At 69.9% G+C, this 15,950-nt stretch carries 17 protein-coding genes; 14 read left to right on the forward strand and 3 right to left on the reverse strand.

Annotated elements, in window-relative coordinates; translation table 11 throughout:
• The first annotated feature begins 1 nt into the window (after position 1).
• The gene (locus tag ACTJIL_RS09450) at positions 2-811 is read left to right on the forward strand and encodes a kinase (RefSeq protein WP_440755261.1); all 810 of its coding nucleotides are present in this window, start codon (positions 2-4) and stop codon (positions 809-811) included.
• Positions 812-953: 142 nt separating this feature from the next.
• Here the strand turns inward: ACTJIL_RS09450 and ACTJIL_RS09455 are convergent, their stop codons facing one another.
• Complete coding sequence (locus ACTJIL_RS09455) at positions 954-1,157, reverse strand: dodecin family protein (RefSeq protein WP_440755262.1); 204 nt, start codon at positions 1,155-1,157, stop codon at positions 954-956.
• 93 nt (positions 1,158-1,250) lie between these two features.
• Between ACTJIL_RS09455 and ACTJIL_RS09460 the strand changes: the two genes are divergently transcribed.
• The 5 genes from ACTJIL_RS09460 (at position 1,251) to ACTJIL_RS09480 (ending at position 5,377) form a co-directional block, all read left to right on the forward strand.
• Positions 1,251-1,811 (forward strand): shikimate kinase, encoded by a 561-nt coding sequence (locus ACTJIL_RS09460; protein ID WP_440755263.1) that lies wholly within the window; start codon positions 1,251-1,253, stop codon positions 1,809-1,811.
• A complete protein-coding gene (aroB, locus tag ACTJIL_RS09465; RefSeq protein WP_440755264.1) occupies positions 1,808-2,896 on the forward strand; it encodes a 3-dehydroquinate synthase in 1,089 nt (362 codons plus the stop codon). The genes ACTJIL_RS09460 and aroB overlap by 4 nt, the downstream gene beginning before the upstream one ends.
• Before the next feature lie 207 nt (positions 2,897-3,103).
• Positions 3,104-3,370 (forward strand): WGR domain-containing protein, encoded by a 267-nt coding sequence (locus ACTJIL_RS09470; RefSeq protein ID WP_440755265.1) that lies wholly within the window; start codon positions 3,104-3,106, stop codon positions 3,368-3,370.
• 128 nt (positions 3,371-3,498) lie between these two features.
• A complete protein-coding gene (gene hemE / locus ACTJIL_RS09475; RefSeq protein WP_440755266.1) occupies positions 3,499-4,572 on the forward strand; it encodes a uroporphyrinogen decarboxylase in 1,074 nt (357 codons plus the stop codon).
• A gap of 130 nt (positions 4,573-4,702) precedes the next feature.
• Complete coding sequence (locus ACTJIL_RS09480; RefSeq protein WP_440755267.1) at positions 4,703-5,377, forward strand: hypothetical protein; 675 nt, start codon at positions 4,703-4,705, stop codon at positions 5,375-5,377.
• Positions 5,378-5,385: 8 nt separating this feature from the next.
• On the opposite strand, the gene ACTJIL_RS09485 is transcribed toward ACTJIL_RS09480, so the two are convergent.
• Positions 5,386-5,658, reverse strand: coding sequence for a hypothetical protein (locus ACTJIL_RS09485; protein WP_440755268.1), 273 nt, complete (start codon positions 5,656-5,658; stop codon positions 5,386-5,388).
• A gap of 197 nt (positions 5,659-5,855) precedes the next feature.
• On the opposite strand from ACTJIL_RS09485, the gene ACTJIL_RS09490 reads away from it, so the two are divergent.
• Entirely contained in the window at positions 5,856-7,736 is a 1,881-nt protein-coding gene (locus tag ACTJIL_RS09490; RefSeq protein ID WP_440755269.1) for an FUSC family protein, read from the forward strand.
• Positions 7,737-7,756: 20 nt separating this feature from the next.
• On the opposite strand, the gene ACTJIL_RS09495 is transcribed toward ACTJIL_RS09490, so the two are convergent.
• Positions 7,757-9,034, reverse strand: a complete 1,278-nt coding sequence (locus ACTJIL_RS09495) for an amidohydrolase (protein ID WP_440755270.1) — start codon at positions 9,032-9,034, stop codon at positions 7,757-7,759.
• Between the two features lie 526 nt (positions 9,035-9,560).
• Here ACTJIL_RS09495 and ACTJIL_RS09500 point away from each other — a divergent pair.
• From ACTJIL_RS09500 to ACTJIL_RS09530, 7 genes are read left to right on the forward strand one after another with little or no spacing between them, the layout of a single operon-like run.
• A complete protein-coding gene (locus tag ACTJIL_RS09500) occupies positions 9,561-11,684 on the forward strand; it encodes a response regulator (RefSeq protein WP_440755271.1) in 2,124 nt (707 codons plus the stop codon).
• 20 nt (positions 11,685-11,704) lie between these two features.
• Positions 11,705-12,079 carry a response regulator gene (locus tag ACTJIL_RS09505; protein WP_440755272.1) on the forward strand — a complete coding sequence of 125 codons (375 nt, stop codon included), beginning with the start codon at positions 11,705-11,707 and terminating at the stop codon, positions 12,077-12,079.
• On the forward strand, positions 12,076-12,531 hold the full coding sequence (locus tag ACTJIL_RS09510) for an ATP-binding protein (protein ID WP_440755273.1): 456 nt from the start codon (positions 12,076-12,078) through the stop codon (positions 12,529-12,531). Before ACTJIL_RS09505 ends, ACTJIL_RS09510 begins: the two co-directional genes overlap by 4 nt.
• Positions 12,532-12,545: 14 nt before the next feature.
• Positions 12,546-12,884: an STAS domain-containing protein gene (locus tag ACTJIL_RS09515; protein ID WP_440755274.1), complete on the forward strand. Its 339-nt coding sequence runs from the start codon at positions 12,546-12,548 to the stop codon at positions 12,882-12,884.
• Between the two features lie 35 nt (positions 12,885-12,919).
• Positions 12,920-13,792 (forward strand): patatin-like phospholipase family protein, encoded by an 873-nt coding sequence (locus tag ACTJIL_RS09520; protein WP_440755275.1) that lies wholly within the window; start codon positions 12,920-12,922, stop codon positions 13,790-13,792.
• A complete protein-coding gene (locus ACTJIL_RS09525; RefSeq protein WP_440755276.1) occupies positions 13,785-14,687 on the forward strand; it encodes a patatin-like phospholipase family protein in 903 nt (300 codons plus the stop codon). The genes ACTJIL_RS09520 and ACTJIL_RS09525 overlap by 8 nt, the downstream gene beginning before the upstream one ends.
• Positions 14,684-15,868 carry a PP2C family protein-serine/threonine phosphatase gene (locus ACTJIL_RS09530; RefSeq protein ID WP_440755277.1) on the forward strand — a complete coding sequence of 395 codons (1,185 nt, stop codon included), beginning with the start codon at positions 14,684-14,686 and terminating at the stop codon, positions 15,866-15,868. The genes ACTJIL_RS09525 and ACTJIL_RS09530 overlap by 4 nt, the downstream gene beginning before the upstream one ends.
• The last annotated feature ends 82 nt before the right edge of the window (positions 15,869-15,950 follow it).

Below are 15,950 nucleotides of genomic sequence, written 5' to 3' on the forward strand. Positions count from 1 at the left end.
GATGTCCACCGGCACGCATCCCGGCGCCACGCAGGGCTTTGCAGGCGATTTCGTCGCATCCTGCCTCGACGCCGCGCTCGCCACCGGCGACCGCATCCATGGCATCACCGGCCTGCAGGGCACGGGCAAATCCACCCTGGCCGCGCAGATGGCCGCGCTGGCCGCGCAGCGCGGCCTGGCGGTCGCGGTGCTGTCGGTGGACGACGCCTATCTCGACCGGGATCAACGCGCCGCGCTCGCACGCGAGGTGCATCCGTTGCTCGCCACCCGCGGGCCGCCCGGCACGCACGACGTAGGCCTGGCCTGCCGCACGCTCGACGCCCTGCGCGCGGGCGGAACGGTCGCGCTGCCGCGTTTCGACAAGCTCGGCGACCGCCGTCTGCCGGAACCCGAATGGCCCCGTGTCGGGCCGGTCGACCTGGTGTTGTTCGAAGGCTGGTTCCTCGGCACCTCGGCAGAGCCGGGAGCAGCGCTGGCCGAGCCGGTCAACGCGCTCGAGCGCGACGAGGATCCCGACGGCCGCTGGCGCCGTTACTGCAACGACGCGCTGGCGCGCGACTACCCGGCGCTGTGGCGGCGCATCGACCACCTGCTGTTCCTGCAGGGCCCGGGCTTCGACATCGTGCCGCGCTGGCGCTGGCAGCAGGAACAGGCTCTGCAGGCCAGGCACCCGCACCGCAAGGCCATGACGCGCGAACAGGTCGAACGCTTCGTGCAGTTCTTCGAGCGCACCAGCCGCCAGGCCATGCGCACCCTGCCCGGCATCGCGGATCGCACCGTGCGGCTCGATGCGGAACGGCGGCCGCTGTAGCGCGGCGACACCATGCCGCCGCCAACGCAACACTGCAGGAGCGGCTTCAGCCGCGAGCTTTTCCGCTTCCTGGCCAGGAGAAAACAAAAGCTCGCGGCTGAAGCCGCTCCTGCAAGGGGTATCCCGATGGCGCCGTTCCGGGCTACGCCACCACGAAGGTGATGCGCAGGTTGACGCGCCACTCGGTGATGTCGCCGGTATCGTTGGTGACGGCCTTGATCTCGTTCACCCACACGCCCTTGATGCCCTTGACCGTTTCCGAAGTCTTCTTCAGGCCGTGCCGGACGGCATCCTCCACGCTGGTGGTCGACGACGCATTGACTTCGATGACCTTGGCGACTGCCATTGCACTTCTCCTGTCAGGGCGGCAGCGCCGCCGGAACACGCAGGCTAGACCGGGCCGCGTTAAGGCCGCGCCACGCGGTGCTAGCATCCGGCCATGAATCCGGCACCCAATCTCGTCCTCGTCGGCCCGATGGGCTCGGGCAAGTCGTCGATCGGCCGGCGCCTGGCGGAACGTTTCGGGCTGGCGTTCTTCGACGCCGACCGCGAGATCGAGGCGCAGGCCGGCGCCAGCGTCGCCACCATCTTCGAATGCGCCGGCGAGGCCGATTTCCGCGCCCGTGAACAGGTCGTCCTCGCCGGACTGCTGGCCAACGAAGGCGTGGTGATCGCCACCGGGGGCGGCGCCGTGCTCGACCCGCGCCTGCGCCAGCGCCTGCATGAACGCGGCTTCGTGGTGCACCTGCACGTCGATATCCCGCAGCAGCTCGCAAGGCTGGCGCGCGACCGCAGCCGCCCGCTGCTGGCCAGCGACGACCGCGAAGCCGTCCTGCGCCGCCTCGCCGAGGTCCGCGAACCGCTCTACGCGGAAATCGCCGACCTGCGCTTCGACACCGCGGCGATGGGCGCCGCCGAAACCGCTGCGAAACTCGGGCACCTGCTCGACGCGCGCTGGCGGGTTGCCGCGCCCACGGCTGCCGGCGGCACGCGCCCATGAGCGTGCGCCAGGTCGAAGTCGGCGGCGCCGAGCCCTACCGCATCACCATCGGTGCCGGCCTGTTGCGCGACGGCGGGCTGCTCGCGCAACCGCTGCGCGGTCGCCACGCGCTGGTGGTCAGCGACGCCAACGTCGCCCCGCTTCATGCATCTACCGTCATCGACGCCCTGCGCTCCGCGCGGCCGGATGCGCGCATCGCCAGCCACGTGATGCCGGCGGGCGAACAGGAAAAGACGCTGTCCCGCTTCGGCGACGCCGTCGACGCGCTGGCCGCGCTCGGCGCCACCCGCGACGCCTGCGTCTACGCGCTGGGTGGCGGCGTGGTCGGCGACCTCGCCGGTTTTGCCGCCGCGTGCTGGATGCGCGGCATCGACTGCGTGCAGCTGCCGACCACGCTGCTGGCCATGGTCGACTCCTCGGTCGGCGGCAAGACCGCGGTCGACCTGCCGCAGGGCAAGAACCTGGTCGGCGCCTTCCATCCGCCGATTGCGGTCGTGGCCGACACCGGCACGCTGCGGACACTGCCCGCGCGCGAACTGCGCGCCGGCCTTGCCGAAGTGGTGAAGTACGGCGCAATCGTCGATGCATCCTTCCTCGACTGGCTCGCCGCGCATTCCGACACCCTGCTCGGCGGCGATGCGGATGCGCTGTCGGAAGCCATCGCCCGCAGCTGCACGCACAAGGCCGCGATCGTCGAACGCGACCCGTTCGAGCACGGCGAACGCGCCCTGCTCAACTTCGGCCACACCTTCGGCCACGCCATCGAGACCGCGCAGGACTACGGCACGCTCAACCATGGCGAAGCGGTGGCAGTCGGCATGGTCCTCGCGGCGCGGCTGTCCACCGCCCTGGGGCTGGCCACCGACACCGACGCGATGATCCTGCAGGCGCTGCTGCAGCGTTTCGGCCTGCCGACCGCGCTGCCCGCCGGGCTGGACCCCGACGTCCTGCTCGCCCACATGCGCCTGGACAAGAAGGCCCAGGCCAGCGGCCTGCGCTTCGTGCTCTGGGAGGGCCTGGGCCGCGCCCGCGTGGTGCCGGATGTGCCCGAAGAAGCGGTGCTGGGAATCCTGCGCAACGCATAAAAGCAACATGCTTTCGTAGGAGCGGCGGCAGCCGCGAACTCTTGCTTTTGCGCCGCAACGCAAGAGCCCGCGGCTGCCGCCGCTCCTACGGACACCCCCGCGGATTGCCGCCCTCCGAAATTTCGCCGCTGAAGCCGCTCCCACAACAGTCGGTTCTAGAGGCCGACCCGGCCGCTCGCCCCGCCCGCACCGTACAATGCCCGGCCCATGCGCCTGTTCCTGCAACAACGCTCCGATGGCCGCGACGCCCCGCGCTTCGTGCAACTGATGCTGCAGCCCGACCTGCTCGGCGGCTGGGAGCTGGTGCGCGAAACCGGACAGCTCGGCGGCCGCAGCACCGTGCGCCGCGAACAGTTCCTCGACCAGGCCAGCGCGGTTGCCGCGCTGGAGCACGCGCGGGACCAGCAGCTCAAGCGCGGCTTCCAGCTGACGTTCGCGCAGGGCTCGGACGCCCCAAGATCCAGCAATCCGTAGGTCGGGGTTACATCCCCGACGCCCACGATTGCCTGGATCCCGAACGTCGGGGTGCAACCCCGGCCTGCATCACGCCCGCTTGCACCCGCAGGCGGGGCGAACATCTTCAAACCCGAGTGAGCACCACCATGTCCGACACCCCCGCCAACGACCGTTTCCTCCGTGCCCTGCGCCGCGAGCCCGTGGACCGCACGCCCGTCTGGCTGATGCGCCAGGCCGGCCGCTACCTGCCCGAGTACCGCGCCACCCGCAAAAGCGCCGGCAGCTTCCTGGCGATGGCGAAGAATCCCGAGATCGCCTGCGAAGTCACCCTGCAGCCGCTGACGCGTTTTCCGCTCGACGCCGCGATCCTGTTCTCCGACATCCTCACCATTCCCGACGCGATGGGCCTGGAGCTGTACTTCGTCGAAGGCGAAGGCCCCAAGTTCCGCCACCCCGTGCGCGATGCCGCCGCGATCGCCAGGCTCGGCGTGCCCGACATGGAAACCGAGCTGCGCTACGTGATGGACGCGGTGCGCACCATCCGCCGCGAACTGGGCAACAAGGTGCCGCTGATCGGCTTCTCCGGCAGCCCGTGGACGCTGGCCTGCTACATGGTCGAAGGCGGCGGCAGCAAGGACTACGCGCGCATCAAGGCGATGGCGCACAACAATCCGAAGGCGCTGCACGCGCTGCTGTCGGTCAACACCGATGCGGTGATCGCCTACCTGTCGGCGCAACGCGCGACCGGGGCGCAGGCGCTGCAGGTGTTCGACACCTGGGGCGGCGTGCTGTCACCTGCGATGTACCGCGAGTTCTCGCTGCCCTACCTCACCCGCATCGCGCGCGAACTCGAGCGTGGCGAAGGCAGCGAACGCACGCCATTGATCCTGTTCGGCAAGGGCAACGCCACGCATCTCGAGGCGCTGGCCGAGTGCGGCACCGAAGGCGTCGGCGTCGACTGGCTGGTGGAACTGGGCGAAGCGGCGCGCCGCACCCAGGGCAAGGTCGCGCTGCAGGGCAACCTCGACCCGGCCACGCTGTACGGTTCGCCCGACGCGATCCGCAGCGAAGTACGCCGCGCCCTCGACAGCTACCGCGACGGCAACGGCGGCTCGCGCGAGGGCCACGTGTTCAACCTCGGCCATGGCATGTCGCCGGACATGGACCCGGACCACGTCGCCGTACTGGTCGACGAAGTCCACGCCTACAGCGCGCGCTGACGCCACCCTTCGAAGCCCTCCCCTTCAAGGGGAGGGTTGGGCGGGGATGGGTTTCCCCCCCAGCCCGCTGCCTTCATGCTGTCACGCAGCAGGCATTGAATCGTCGCAATCGCCACACCCCCATCGGCAAATGGCCCCGACGCCCACGCCCCACCTCCCGCGACTCCCGGCCGCGCAACACGGCATCGTCGTGCGGCCAGCCTGCGTGCTGCTGCTGTTGGCCGCGCTTTCCGGCATCGCCCACGCCCGGGAGCCGGCATGGCGAACGGTATCCACCCGCGACGGCCTGCTGCTGGAAACCAGGCCCGTTGCCGGCGAGCGCTTCGACGAACTGCGCGTCAGCACCACGCTGGTCGCATCGCCGGACGCCGTGGCGGACTACCTGTTCGGCAAGTATCTCGACGCGGAAAACAGGAACATCCGCCGCACCTTCATCAAGCGCGACCCTGCGGTCACGGTCTGGTCGGACATTCTCGATACGCCGGTGATCAGCGAACGCTGCTATTCCATGCGTTTCGAGCGCGAGGCCCTTGCGGCCGGCGGCGTGCGCGTGGCGTTCACGTCGCTGGCCTACGCCGGAAAGGAGCCGATGCCCGGTTGCATCGCCCTGCGCGCCCGCGGCGAATGGCGCATGACCCCGACCGCCACCGGCACGCGCCTGTCCTATACCTCGCTGACGGACCTCGGCGGCCGCGTTCCGGCGCTCCTGGCCCGCCGCTCGCTGTCGGCCGCCGCTGTCTCGAGCGTCAGCAAGGTCGCCGCCGGCGTGTCCGGCCTGCCGCTGCCCCGCGGTATCGGGGACTGAGCCGCCCGCTACTGCGCCGACTCCTCCGGAGGCGGCTGCAGCTTCACCGCCAGTTCCTCGAAGTCGGCGATCACGCTTTCCAGCGCATCGTGCAGCTCGCCCTGGCGGACCATCAGGTTGTCGATCTTCGCGGTCTGGCCCAGCTTCGACAGTTCACCGTCGAACAGCAGCCACGCCGCCGTGAGTACCTCGACGTTGTTCTTGGAGTAATGCCGCATCTCCTTGAGCTGGGTCAGGGTGTCGTGCACGTGGTCGAGGTCGGTCTTGGCGTCGTCGGACATCGCTCGCTCCTTCCGGGTGGCGGTTTCGCCGAAGGTATCCATGTCGCCCGGAGAACGATGTCACGACGCGGCCAGCGACGGTGAAAACGTTCATCTTCGTGCTCGTGCGCGGCATTCCGGGCGCTTCCGTCGCCGGGCGCGGCGATGGCACGGCCGACACGCAGCGGCGGGCGCGCACGTCGATAATGGCCGTCGCCATGCCCGGACCCACGATGCCGCCCACCACGCCACCGCCCGCCCTGCTGTCCCGGGTGCTGGAGGGACTGCTCGAAATGCGGCCGGCGCCGCCACGGCGCTGGCTGTTCGCGCTGCGCGCGGCGGGGTGCATGGGCGCGCCGATCCTCGCCGGATGGCTGGCCGGCGACGTGCCGGCCGGGCTGATGGCATCGATCGGCGGATTCACCGCGCTGTATGGCAGCGGCCGTCCCTACCTGAATCGCGCGCGGCAGCTTGCGCTGATCGCGCTCGCGTTCGCGCTGGCGGTGGGACTGGGGCTCTGGGTGGCTGCGAACACGTGGGCGGTGATCGTGGCGATGGCGGCGATCGCCATGCTCTCGACTTGGCTGGCGAACGCGCTGCAGATCGGGCCGCCAGGCGCCTACATGTTCATGCTCGCCTGCGCGGCCGGCACCGCGATGCCGGCATCGCACCTCGGCCCGGGGCATGCCGCGACGCTGGTGCTGGGCGGCGGCGCATTCGCATGGCTGGTGCACATGGGCGGCGCGCTGGCCTGGCCCCGCGGGCCGGAACGCAACGCGGTCACGGCCGCCGGCAAGGCCGTCGCCGCCTATATCGAAGCGATGGGCAGCACGCATGAGAATGCCGCGCGGCACCGCGCGGCCTTCCTGCTGCACGAGGCCTGGACCACGCTGGTCAGCCGGCAGCCCGCACGCGCGCATCCGGATGGCAGGCTCAGCCGCCTGCGCACGCTCAACCGCGAACTGCACCTGCGCTTCGCCGATGCGATGGCGGCGGCGGGCCGGGGACTTCCCGCGCCATCCACGCTGCTCGACGACGCCAATCGACTGATCGCCCAGATCGGCACCCTGCAGGGCCTGCCCGGCACCGCCGGCAACGACGTGCCACTGGGCCATCCCGGTGCGCTCGCCGCGCTGCGCGACGCCCTGCAGCCGGGTTCCAGTGCACGCCGCGTGCTGCTGCGCGTGGGCGTGGCGGCGCTGGTGGCCGGCACGCTCGGCGCCGCGGTCCACCTCGAACGCGCGTACTGGGCTGTCGCCGCGGCGGTGCTGATGCTGCACCAGGGATTCGACTGGCTGCGCATGCTCCAGCGCAGCGTGCAGCGCCTGCTCGGCACCTGGGTCGGGCTGCTGCTCGCCGGCGCGATCATCGTCGTGCATCCGCAGGGCCCGTGGCTGGTGCTGGTGGTGATGGCGCTGCAGTTCACCATCGAGATGGTGGTCATGCGCAACTACACGCTGGCAGTGGTGTTCATCACCGGCGCGGCGCTGACCATCGCCGCCGGCGGGCAGCCGGTCGAGTCGCCGGGCGCGTACCTGCTGGCGCGCGGGGTCGATACCCTGGCCGGCTGCGCGGTGGCACTGCTGGTGTTCCGCCTGATCCCGCCGCGCACGGCGCAGGCGAGGATCCCGGAACAACTGGTGCGGATGCTGCGCGCGGTCGACGCCGTGGTCGTCCACCTTGCCGGCGGCGCCGTCACCACGCCGGCGGCGAAGGCCGCACGCCAGCGGCTGCAGCATGCCAGCTTCGCCCTCGCCCAGGCGCACGAGGACGGCCTGTCCGCGTCGCGAACCCAGCGCCGCGCCGCCGAACAGGCCTGGCCCGCGATCGCCGCCACCGAACAGCTCGCATATCGCACCCTGTCCGCCTGCTGGGCGCTGGAACGCCTCGATGGCGACGCCGCGCGCGCCTCGGCCGCCTCGATGTTCGGCGACCACGGCCAAGCCCGCGTGCAGCGCGCGCTCGATCTCCTCGCCAACGCCGTCCGTGACGGCCAGCCGCCGGCGCCGATCGGTGCAATGCCGTCATTGCTCGCGACCGAACTCGACCAGCTGCATGGGTGCCTGTCGCGCGAAACGTCGGCGACAGCTTGGCCCTGATCGCGTCCCCGCGTCCCGCTTCAGCCTTCGCCGGCCTCCGCGGCCGGCGCGCACAGCCACGCCGACGCCGCGCCCAGCATCGCCTGCAAACCCACCTTCAGGGTCGGCTCGAGCACCGGCGCGAAGCGCGGCGAATGGTTGCTCGGGATCGCGTTGAGCGTCCCCGCCTGCTTCGCGTCCGCATACGCCTGCGGATCGGTGCCGCCCACGAACCAGAACACGTACGGCAGGTCCCAGCTGCGGCCGAACACGCTGAAATCCTCGCTGGCGGCGGCCGGCTTGCCTTCGTACGCGTCGTCGCCGAACTGGATGCGGAACGCCTCGACCACGCGCGCGGTGGCCGCACGGTCGTTGTCGGTCGGCGGATAGCTGCTCAGGGTGGTGAACTCCGGCGGCCGCGGCGCGGCGGACGCCTCGCACTCGGCGCAGCAGATGCGTCGCACCGCCTTGAGCATGTGCTCGCGCACGCCTTCGTCGTAGGTGCGCATGTTGAGCTTGATGGTGGCGTCGTCGGGGATGATGTTTTCCTTGCTGCCGGCCTGGAGCGCGCCGATGGTCAGCACCGCGCTGTCCAGCGGCGAGATCTCGCGCGAGACGATGGTCTGCAGGCGCAGCACGGTCGACGCCGCCATCACCACCGGGTCGATCGAGGTCTGCGGCTGCGAGCCGTGCGAACCGCGGCCGAACAGCTTCACCTGCAGGCTGTCGCCCGCCGACAGGATCACGCCGGCGCGATAGCTCACGGTGCCGGCCGGGCCCACCATCACGTGCTGGCCGAGGATGACATCCGGCCGCGGCAACCCCGCGCCTTCCCAGTCGACCACCATCGCATTCGCGCCCTGCGCCGTTTCCTCGCCGGGCTGGAACACCACCAGCACCGTGCCGCGCCATGCATCGCGCGACCCGGCCAGCACGCGCGCGGCGCCCATCAGCCAGGTGACATGCAGGTCGTGCCCGCACGAATGCGCGACCGCCACCTGCCGCCCCTCCGCATCGGTGGCGGTGGCCTGGCTGGCATAGGGCAAGCCGGTGTCCTCGGCCATCGGCAGCGCGTCCATGTCGCCGCGCAGCATCACCGTGGGGCCGTCGCCGTTGCGCAGCACGCCGACGACGCCGGTGACGCCGACTTCCCGCGTCACCGCGTAGCCGAGCCGCTCGATGTAATCGGCGGCGATGCCCGCAGTGCGATGTTCCTGCATCGAGAGCTCCGGATTCCGGTGCAGGTCCCGGTAGATCTCAAGCAGCTCCGGCGCCATGGCGTCGAAGGTCGATTCAAGGGCATCGGCCAATGGGTTCATGTCGTGTCGTTGTCTCTCGCAGGAGCCGCATGCGTCCGCTCGTACCGGAACGCGTGCGCGATGGCGCGATTCTCGCCCCGTCGGATTCAGGCCCGGTGAAGGCACGGCGATCCACCGCATCATGCCGCGCGTCGGCAGGCATGCGGCCGCGCCCGGGTATGCCCAACGGGGCCCGAAAGTGTTGCCGGGCGCACGCTCCTGCCCGGGAATGTCTGCAACGATGGCCCGGTCGCCATCGTGATGCCTTGCCGCGTCGCGCCCGCCAGCGCCGAGTCCGGGTGCACGGCTGGTGTAAGGTATCCAGGCTTGCCGTACGGCAGAAGGGGACCGGTATCAACGGTGCCAACAGCGGGCAGGAAGGGGATTTCCGGCAGCGTGCCACGTGCTCCGCAATCGGCGCGCGGTGCGCACCGGTCCCGGCGACAGTGGCGGCCGCCGCCGTTCCGGATCCGATGCCGTGCGTCGCAGGCCTGTTTCCGCCCACGCCCATGCCTGCCCCTCATCCACGCACGACAGCGGTATGCCCATGACCAAGTCCCGGCTGCATCCGATCGTCCGGCTCGACTACATCGTCCGGATCTCGTGTTTCCCGCCGCTGATCGCGATCTTCTACTCGGTGTTCCATGCCTCCGGGCGAGCGAGCAACACGGTGATCGCGCTGCTCCTGCTCTGGGGACTGGTGTGGCCGCAGCTGGCCTGGCTCCACGCGCGCTTCAGCCGCGACTCCAAGCGTGCCGAGCACTACAACATGATCATCGATTCGGTGATGGTCGGCGCGTGGATTGCCGGCATGCACTTCAGCCTGTGGCCGGGCGTGATGTTCCTGACCGCGGTCAACCTCGGCAACCTCGGGGTCGGTGGCCTGACCCTCGGGCGCAAGGGATGGATCGCCATCGCGGTGGGCGTCATCGGCTGCGGCTGGTTCACCGGATTCGCATATAGCTTCGACGCGCCGGCGCTGCCGACCGCGGCGAGCATCATCGGCGTGTTCCTCACCAGCTCGATCTTCGCCCTGCACTCGTACCTGCAGAGCAAGCGCTTCGTGCGCAGCCGCAAGCTGCTCGAGGAGCAGAACCTCAAGATCGAGGAAAAGAGCACCCAGCTGGCGCATGCCAAGGAAGAAGCCGACGCGGCCAACAGATCCAAGAGCCTGTTCCTGGCCAACATGAGCCACGAACTGCGCACCCCGCTCAACGCGATCATCGGCTACAGCGAACTGCTGGTCGAAGAGGCCGAGGACACCGGCGACGACGCGCTGATCCCCGACCTGCAGAAGATCCACAGCGCCGGCAAGCACCTGCTCGGCCTGATCAACGAAGTGCTCGACCTGTCCAAGATCGAAGCCGGCAAGATGGAAATGCACCTGGAAGACGTCGAGCTCGGGCCGGTGCTCGACGACGTGATGGACACGGTGCGGCCGCTGGCCGAGAAGAAGGGCAACCGGCTGATCATCGAGGCCGCCGACCTCGGCCGCATGCACACGGACATCACCAAGCTGCGGCAGATGCTGTTCAACCTGCTCGGCAACGCGGCGAAGTTCACCGAACAGGGCGAGATCCGCCTGCGCGCACGCCGCGAGCACCAGGCGTCGCGGGAGTGGATGGTGTTCGAGGTCGAGGACACCGGCATCGGCATGACGCCCGAGCAGCAGTCGCGCCTGTTCCAGCCGTTCTCGCAGGCCGACGCATCGACCACGCGCAAATACGGCGGGACCGGCCTTGGCCTGGCCCTGTCGCGCCATTTCGCCGAAATGCTAGGCGGCGAGATCGACATGCGCAGCGCCATCGGTGCCGGCACGACGTTCACCATCCGCCTTCCGGCCAGCGCCGGCGACGCGCCGCAGGCGGCCGTCGACAGCGCGCCGATGGCCGTCGAACCGGCAACGATGTCCGCGAACACGCAAACCGTGCTCATCATCGACGACGACGCCGCGGGCTGCGAGGTGATCGGCCGCATGCTCGTGCGCCAGGGCCTGCGCGTCGAATCGGCCACCAACGGCAACGACGGCATCCGCCGCGCCCGCGAGTTGCAGCCGGACCTGATCCTGCTCGACGTGCTGATGCCGAGCGCCGATGGCTGGAGCGTGCTGGCGCGGCTGAAGGCCGATGCGCAGCTGGCATCGATCCCGGTGGTCATGATCTCGGTGACCGAACAGCAGACCCTCGGCTTCGCGCTCGGCGCAGCGGACTACCTGGTCAAGCCGGTGCAGAACGACACCCTGGCGCGCGCGATCGGCAAGCACCTCGGTGCGCCGGCGCCGACGCAGCCGATCCTCGTGGTCGACGACGACGCCAACACCCGCAACATGCTGCGCCGGCTGCTGGAGCGGCAGGGCTGGAGCGTGGTCGAGGCCGCGAACGGCATCGAAGGGCTGGCCTGCATCGAAGACGCGCTGCCGGCGCTGGTGCTGCTCGACCTGATGATGCCGGGCATGGACGGCTTCGCCTTCCTCGACGCACTGCGCACGAAAGGCAGCGCCGGCGCCGTTCCCGTCGTCGTCCTCACCGCGAAGGAACTGACCCGGAATGAACAGCAGGCGCTTGCCAGCCGCGCCAGCAAGGTGATTGCCAAGGGCAGTTACAGTAGCAGCGAGCTGGAACAGGAAGTGCGGCGCGCCCTCGCTGCCGCGCCGACCGCCCACCAGGCATGAGGCCGCCATCCGGAACCACGATGAAGATCCTGCTGGTCGAAGACAACGAAATGAACCGCGACATGCTCTCGCGGCGGCTGATCCGGCGCGGCCACACGGTGGTCATGGCAACCGACGGCCAGACGGCCGTGGACGCGACGCTCCGCGAGATGCCCGACCTGGTGCTGATGGACATGGGCCTGCCGGTAATGGACGGCTGGGAAGCGGCGAGCCGGATCAAGGCCGATGCGCGCACCGCATCCATCCCGGTCATCGCGCTGACCGCGCACGCGATGGCGGAGGACCGCGAGCGCGCCCTGGCCGCGGGCTGCGACGATTTCGACACCAAGCCCGTGGACCTGGAGCGTTTGAGCAGGAAGATCGCGGCCCTCACGAACGGCAACGCGTCGTCATGACCCTGCGCCCGGCGCACGCCGGCACCGAGTTCCACGCCACGACGATGCGGGACCTGCCCGCGCTGGCGACGTTTCTCGCCGGTGCCTGCGCGCAGGCCAACGCCGATGCCGACGCCGCGTCCGCCGTCCGCCTGGCGACGGAGGAAGTGTTCTCCAACATCCTCCACCACGGCTACGGCAACCGGCCCGGGCCGGTCACGATCCGCGTCGAAGCCACGCCGGAACGGATCACCGTCACCCTCATCGATGCGGCGCCCGCCTTCGATCCCGGCACCGTCGCCACGCCCGGCCTCGACACCGGCTGGGCGGAGCGCGGGATCGGCGGCCTGGGCTGGCACCTCGTCCATCAGGTGATGGACGAGGTCCGGCGCGAACCCGGTGCGCAGGGCGGCAACGTGTACACGCTGGTCAAGAAACTTGCAGCGCACCCATCGAACATCCTGGACACCTAGAGGGGAACACACGCATGGAGATCGAAATCCAACCCGGCGAATACGCGGCCGTCGTCGTCATCGCCGGAAGCGTTGACGGACTGACCGCCGAAACGCTGCTCACCACCCTGCAGGGTTATGTCGACGCGGGCCACACGCGCCTGGTCGCCGACCTCGAGCGGGTCGACTACACCAGCAGCGCCGGACTGCGCGCGCTGCTGGCCACGGTGAAGCAGACCCGCCAGCGCGGCGGCGACCTGCGCCTGGCGAACATCAATCCGCAGGTGCTGAAGGTGCTCGAACTGAGCGGCTTCACCACCATCCTGAAGTGCTACGACGATGTGGCCGGCGCCATGGACAGCTACGCCGCCTGACACCGCCACGCCCAACATTCCAGGGAGGATGCAAGATGGATGCAGTCACCACGCCCCAGCCGAAGCGCAAGCGGGTCGCCCTCGTCATCGGCGCCGGCAGCGTGAAGTGCGCCGCCGCGCTCGGCATGTGGAAAGTGTTGCAGCGCGAAGGCATCGACATCGACATGGTGGTCGGCTGCAGCGGCGGCAGCCTGTACGCCTCGGTGATGGCGCTGGGCTACGACCCGGCCACATGCGAGCGCCTGACCGCGGAGTTGTGGACGCCCGAACTGACCCGCCGCCGCAACCTGCGCTCGATGCTCGCCGCCGTGCTGCCGCGCGTGTTCGGTTTCGACGGCTCGCTCAGCATGGTCGACGACCGCGCGCTGCTGCGGGCGCTCGACACGCCGTTCGGCGGGCGCCGTTTCGAGGAAGCCGCCATCCCGCTGCACATCGTCGCCACCGACCTCAACGACGGCCAGAAGGTGGTGCTGAGCAAAGGCAGCGTGCGCGACGCGGTGCGCGCAAGCGTCGCGATCCCGTATGTCTGGAAGCCGTGGGAGATCGACGGCCGCCAGCTGCTCGACGGCTGCGTATCCGACCCGCTGCCGGTCGACGTCGCGATCCGCGAGGGCGCCGACGTCATCCTCGCGATGGGCTTCGAGAGCCCGTACCCGAGCAGGATCCGTTCCGCCACGCGCTACGCCTTCCAGGTCAACAGCATCTATACCAACAACCTGCTGCGCGCCAACTACGCCTTCCACAACCTCGCCCACCACGCCGAGATCATCCCGATCCTGCCGGACTTCGACCGCCCGGTGCGGCTGTTCGACACCCACCTGATCCCGTATGTCATCGAAGAGGGCGAGCGCGCGACCGAAGCGCAACTGCCCCACCTGCACCGGGCGCTCGAGGCCGCGCATGCCTGAGACCGGACCCACGCAGGCGCAAGCCACCGCCGCGCCGCGGCGGCGCCCGCGGCTGGCGCTGGTGGTCGGCTCCGGCGGCATCAAGTGCGTCGCCGCGGTGGGCATGTGGAAGGTGCTGCAGCGCGAGGGCATCCGGCCCGACCTCGTCGTGGGCTGCAGCGGCGGCAGCCTCTACACCGCATCGATGGCACTCGGCATGGATGCCAACGAGGCCGAACGGGTCAGCCACCACATGTGGGACGGGCTGTTCAAGCGCGTACACTACCGCTCGGTATTGCGCGGGCTGCTGCCGAGCCGCTTCGGCGGCAGCGAACGCATCGGCCTGATCGACGACCGCGCCGTCGCCGCCAACATGCGCGGCCTCTACGGCGATGCGACCTTCGCCGAGACCCGCATCCCCTTGCACATCGCGGCCACCGACCTGCATTCGGGCGAAAAAGTGGACATCGTTTCCGGCCGCGTGGCCGACGCGGTGCGCGCCAGCATCGCCATGCCGCTGCTGCTGCGGCCCTGGCCGGTCGGCGGGCGACTGTTGATCGATGGCGGCGCCTCCGATCCGCTGCCGATCAGCGTGGCGATCCGCGAAGGCGCCGACATCATCCTGGCCATGGGTTTCGAGACTCCGCCGGTCGAACGACTGGATTCGCTGATCGGGGTCGCCGGGCAATCGATCTCCACCACCATCAACCATCTGCTGCGGGCGACCTACGCCTTCTACAGCGCCGTGCACCACGCCGAGATCATCCCGATCATGCCGACCTTCGACCAGCCGATCGGCGTCAGCGACACCCACCTCATCCCGCACATCATCGAACAGGGCGAGCGCGCCACGCTGGAGGCATTGCCGTACCTGCGTCGCCTCGGCCTCGCCGCCAGCGCGGAGGGCACGGTGTGACGGTCATCCAGGACGACACAACGGCCGCGCGCATCCTGGTGGTCGACGACAACGAGGCGAACCGCGACCTGCTGGTGCGCCGCCTGCGCCGCGAAGGCCACGCCACGCAGGTCGCCGTCAACGGACGCGAGGCGCTGTCGCTGCTGCAGGGCAGCGCGTTCGACCTGATCCTGCTCGACATCATGATGCCGGAGATGAACGGCTACGAATTGCTGGAACACATGCGCGGCGACGACACGCTGCGCCACGTGCCGGTGATCCTGATCTCGGCGCTCGACGACACCGACAGCATCATCAAGGGCATCGAGCTCGGCGCCGACGATTACCTGCCCAAACCCTTCAACCCGCATATCCTGCGCGCGCGCGTCGGCGCCAGCCTGGCCAGGAAGCGGCTGCGCGACCACGAGCAGCTGTACGCACGCAGCCTCGAACGCGAAATGGACATCGCGCGCGAGATCCAGGCCGGCTTCCTGCCCGACGAACTGCCGGTCGCCGCCGGTTGGGACCTGGCCGCCTGGTTCCAGCCCGCGCGACGCGTCGGCGGCGACTTCTACGATGCCTTCCCGTTGCACGACGGGCGACGCATCGGGCTGGTGGTGGCCGACGTCTGCGACAAGGGCGTCGGCGCCGCGCTGTTCATGGCGCTGTTCCGCAGCCTGGTCCGCGCCCTGGCCGAGCGCATGCTCACCGCAGATGGCGACAGCGCGGCGGAGGCGCGGCAGCTGATCAGCAGCGTGAACGACTACATCGCGCGCACGCACAGCCGCGCCAACATGTTCGCGACCCTGTTCTTCGCCATCCTCGACCCCGCCACCGGCGCGCTTGTCTACGTCAACGGCGGGCACGAAGCGCCTGTGGTCAGCGGCCGCGACGGCGTGCGCACGCGGCTGGCCCCGACCGGCCCCGCGGTCGGCATGCTGCCCGGGATGGCATTCGCGGCGGCGTCGGAAACGATTGCCGCGGGCGAGACATTGGTGGTGTTCACCGATGGCGTCACCGATGCCGTCGACGCGGATGGCGCACGCTACACGGAGCAGCGCTTGCTGGACCAGCTGGCACGCCCCGCCGGCGCGGCCGGCGACACCCTGCGGCGCATCCAGGCCGAGGTGCAGGCCCACGCCGGCCACGCCACGCCCTTCGACGACATCACCCTGTTCGTGGCCCATCGACAGCCCGGCTGATCCCGAAGTCCTCGTAGGAGCGGCGTCAGCCGCGAGCTCTTGATCTCCACGACATGCACCGGAAAGCTCGCGGCTGAAGCCG

It is taken from the genome of Luteimonas sp. 22616 (assembly GCF_052044325.1).
Lineage (GTDB): Bacteria > Pseudomonadota > Gammaproteobacteria > Xanthomonadales > Xanthomonadaceae > Luteimonas.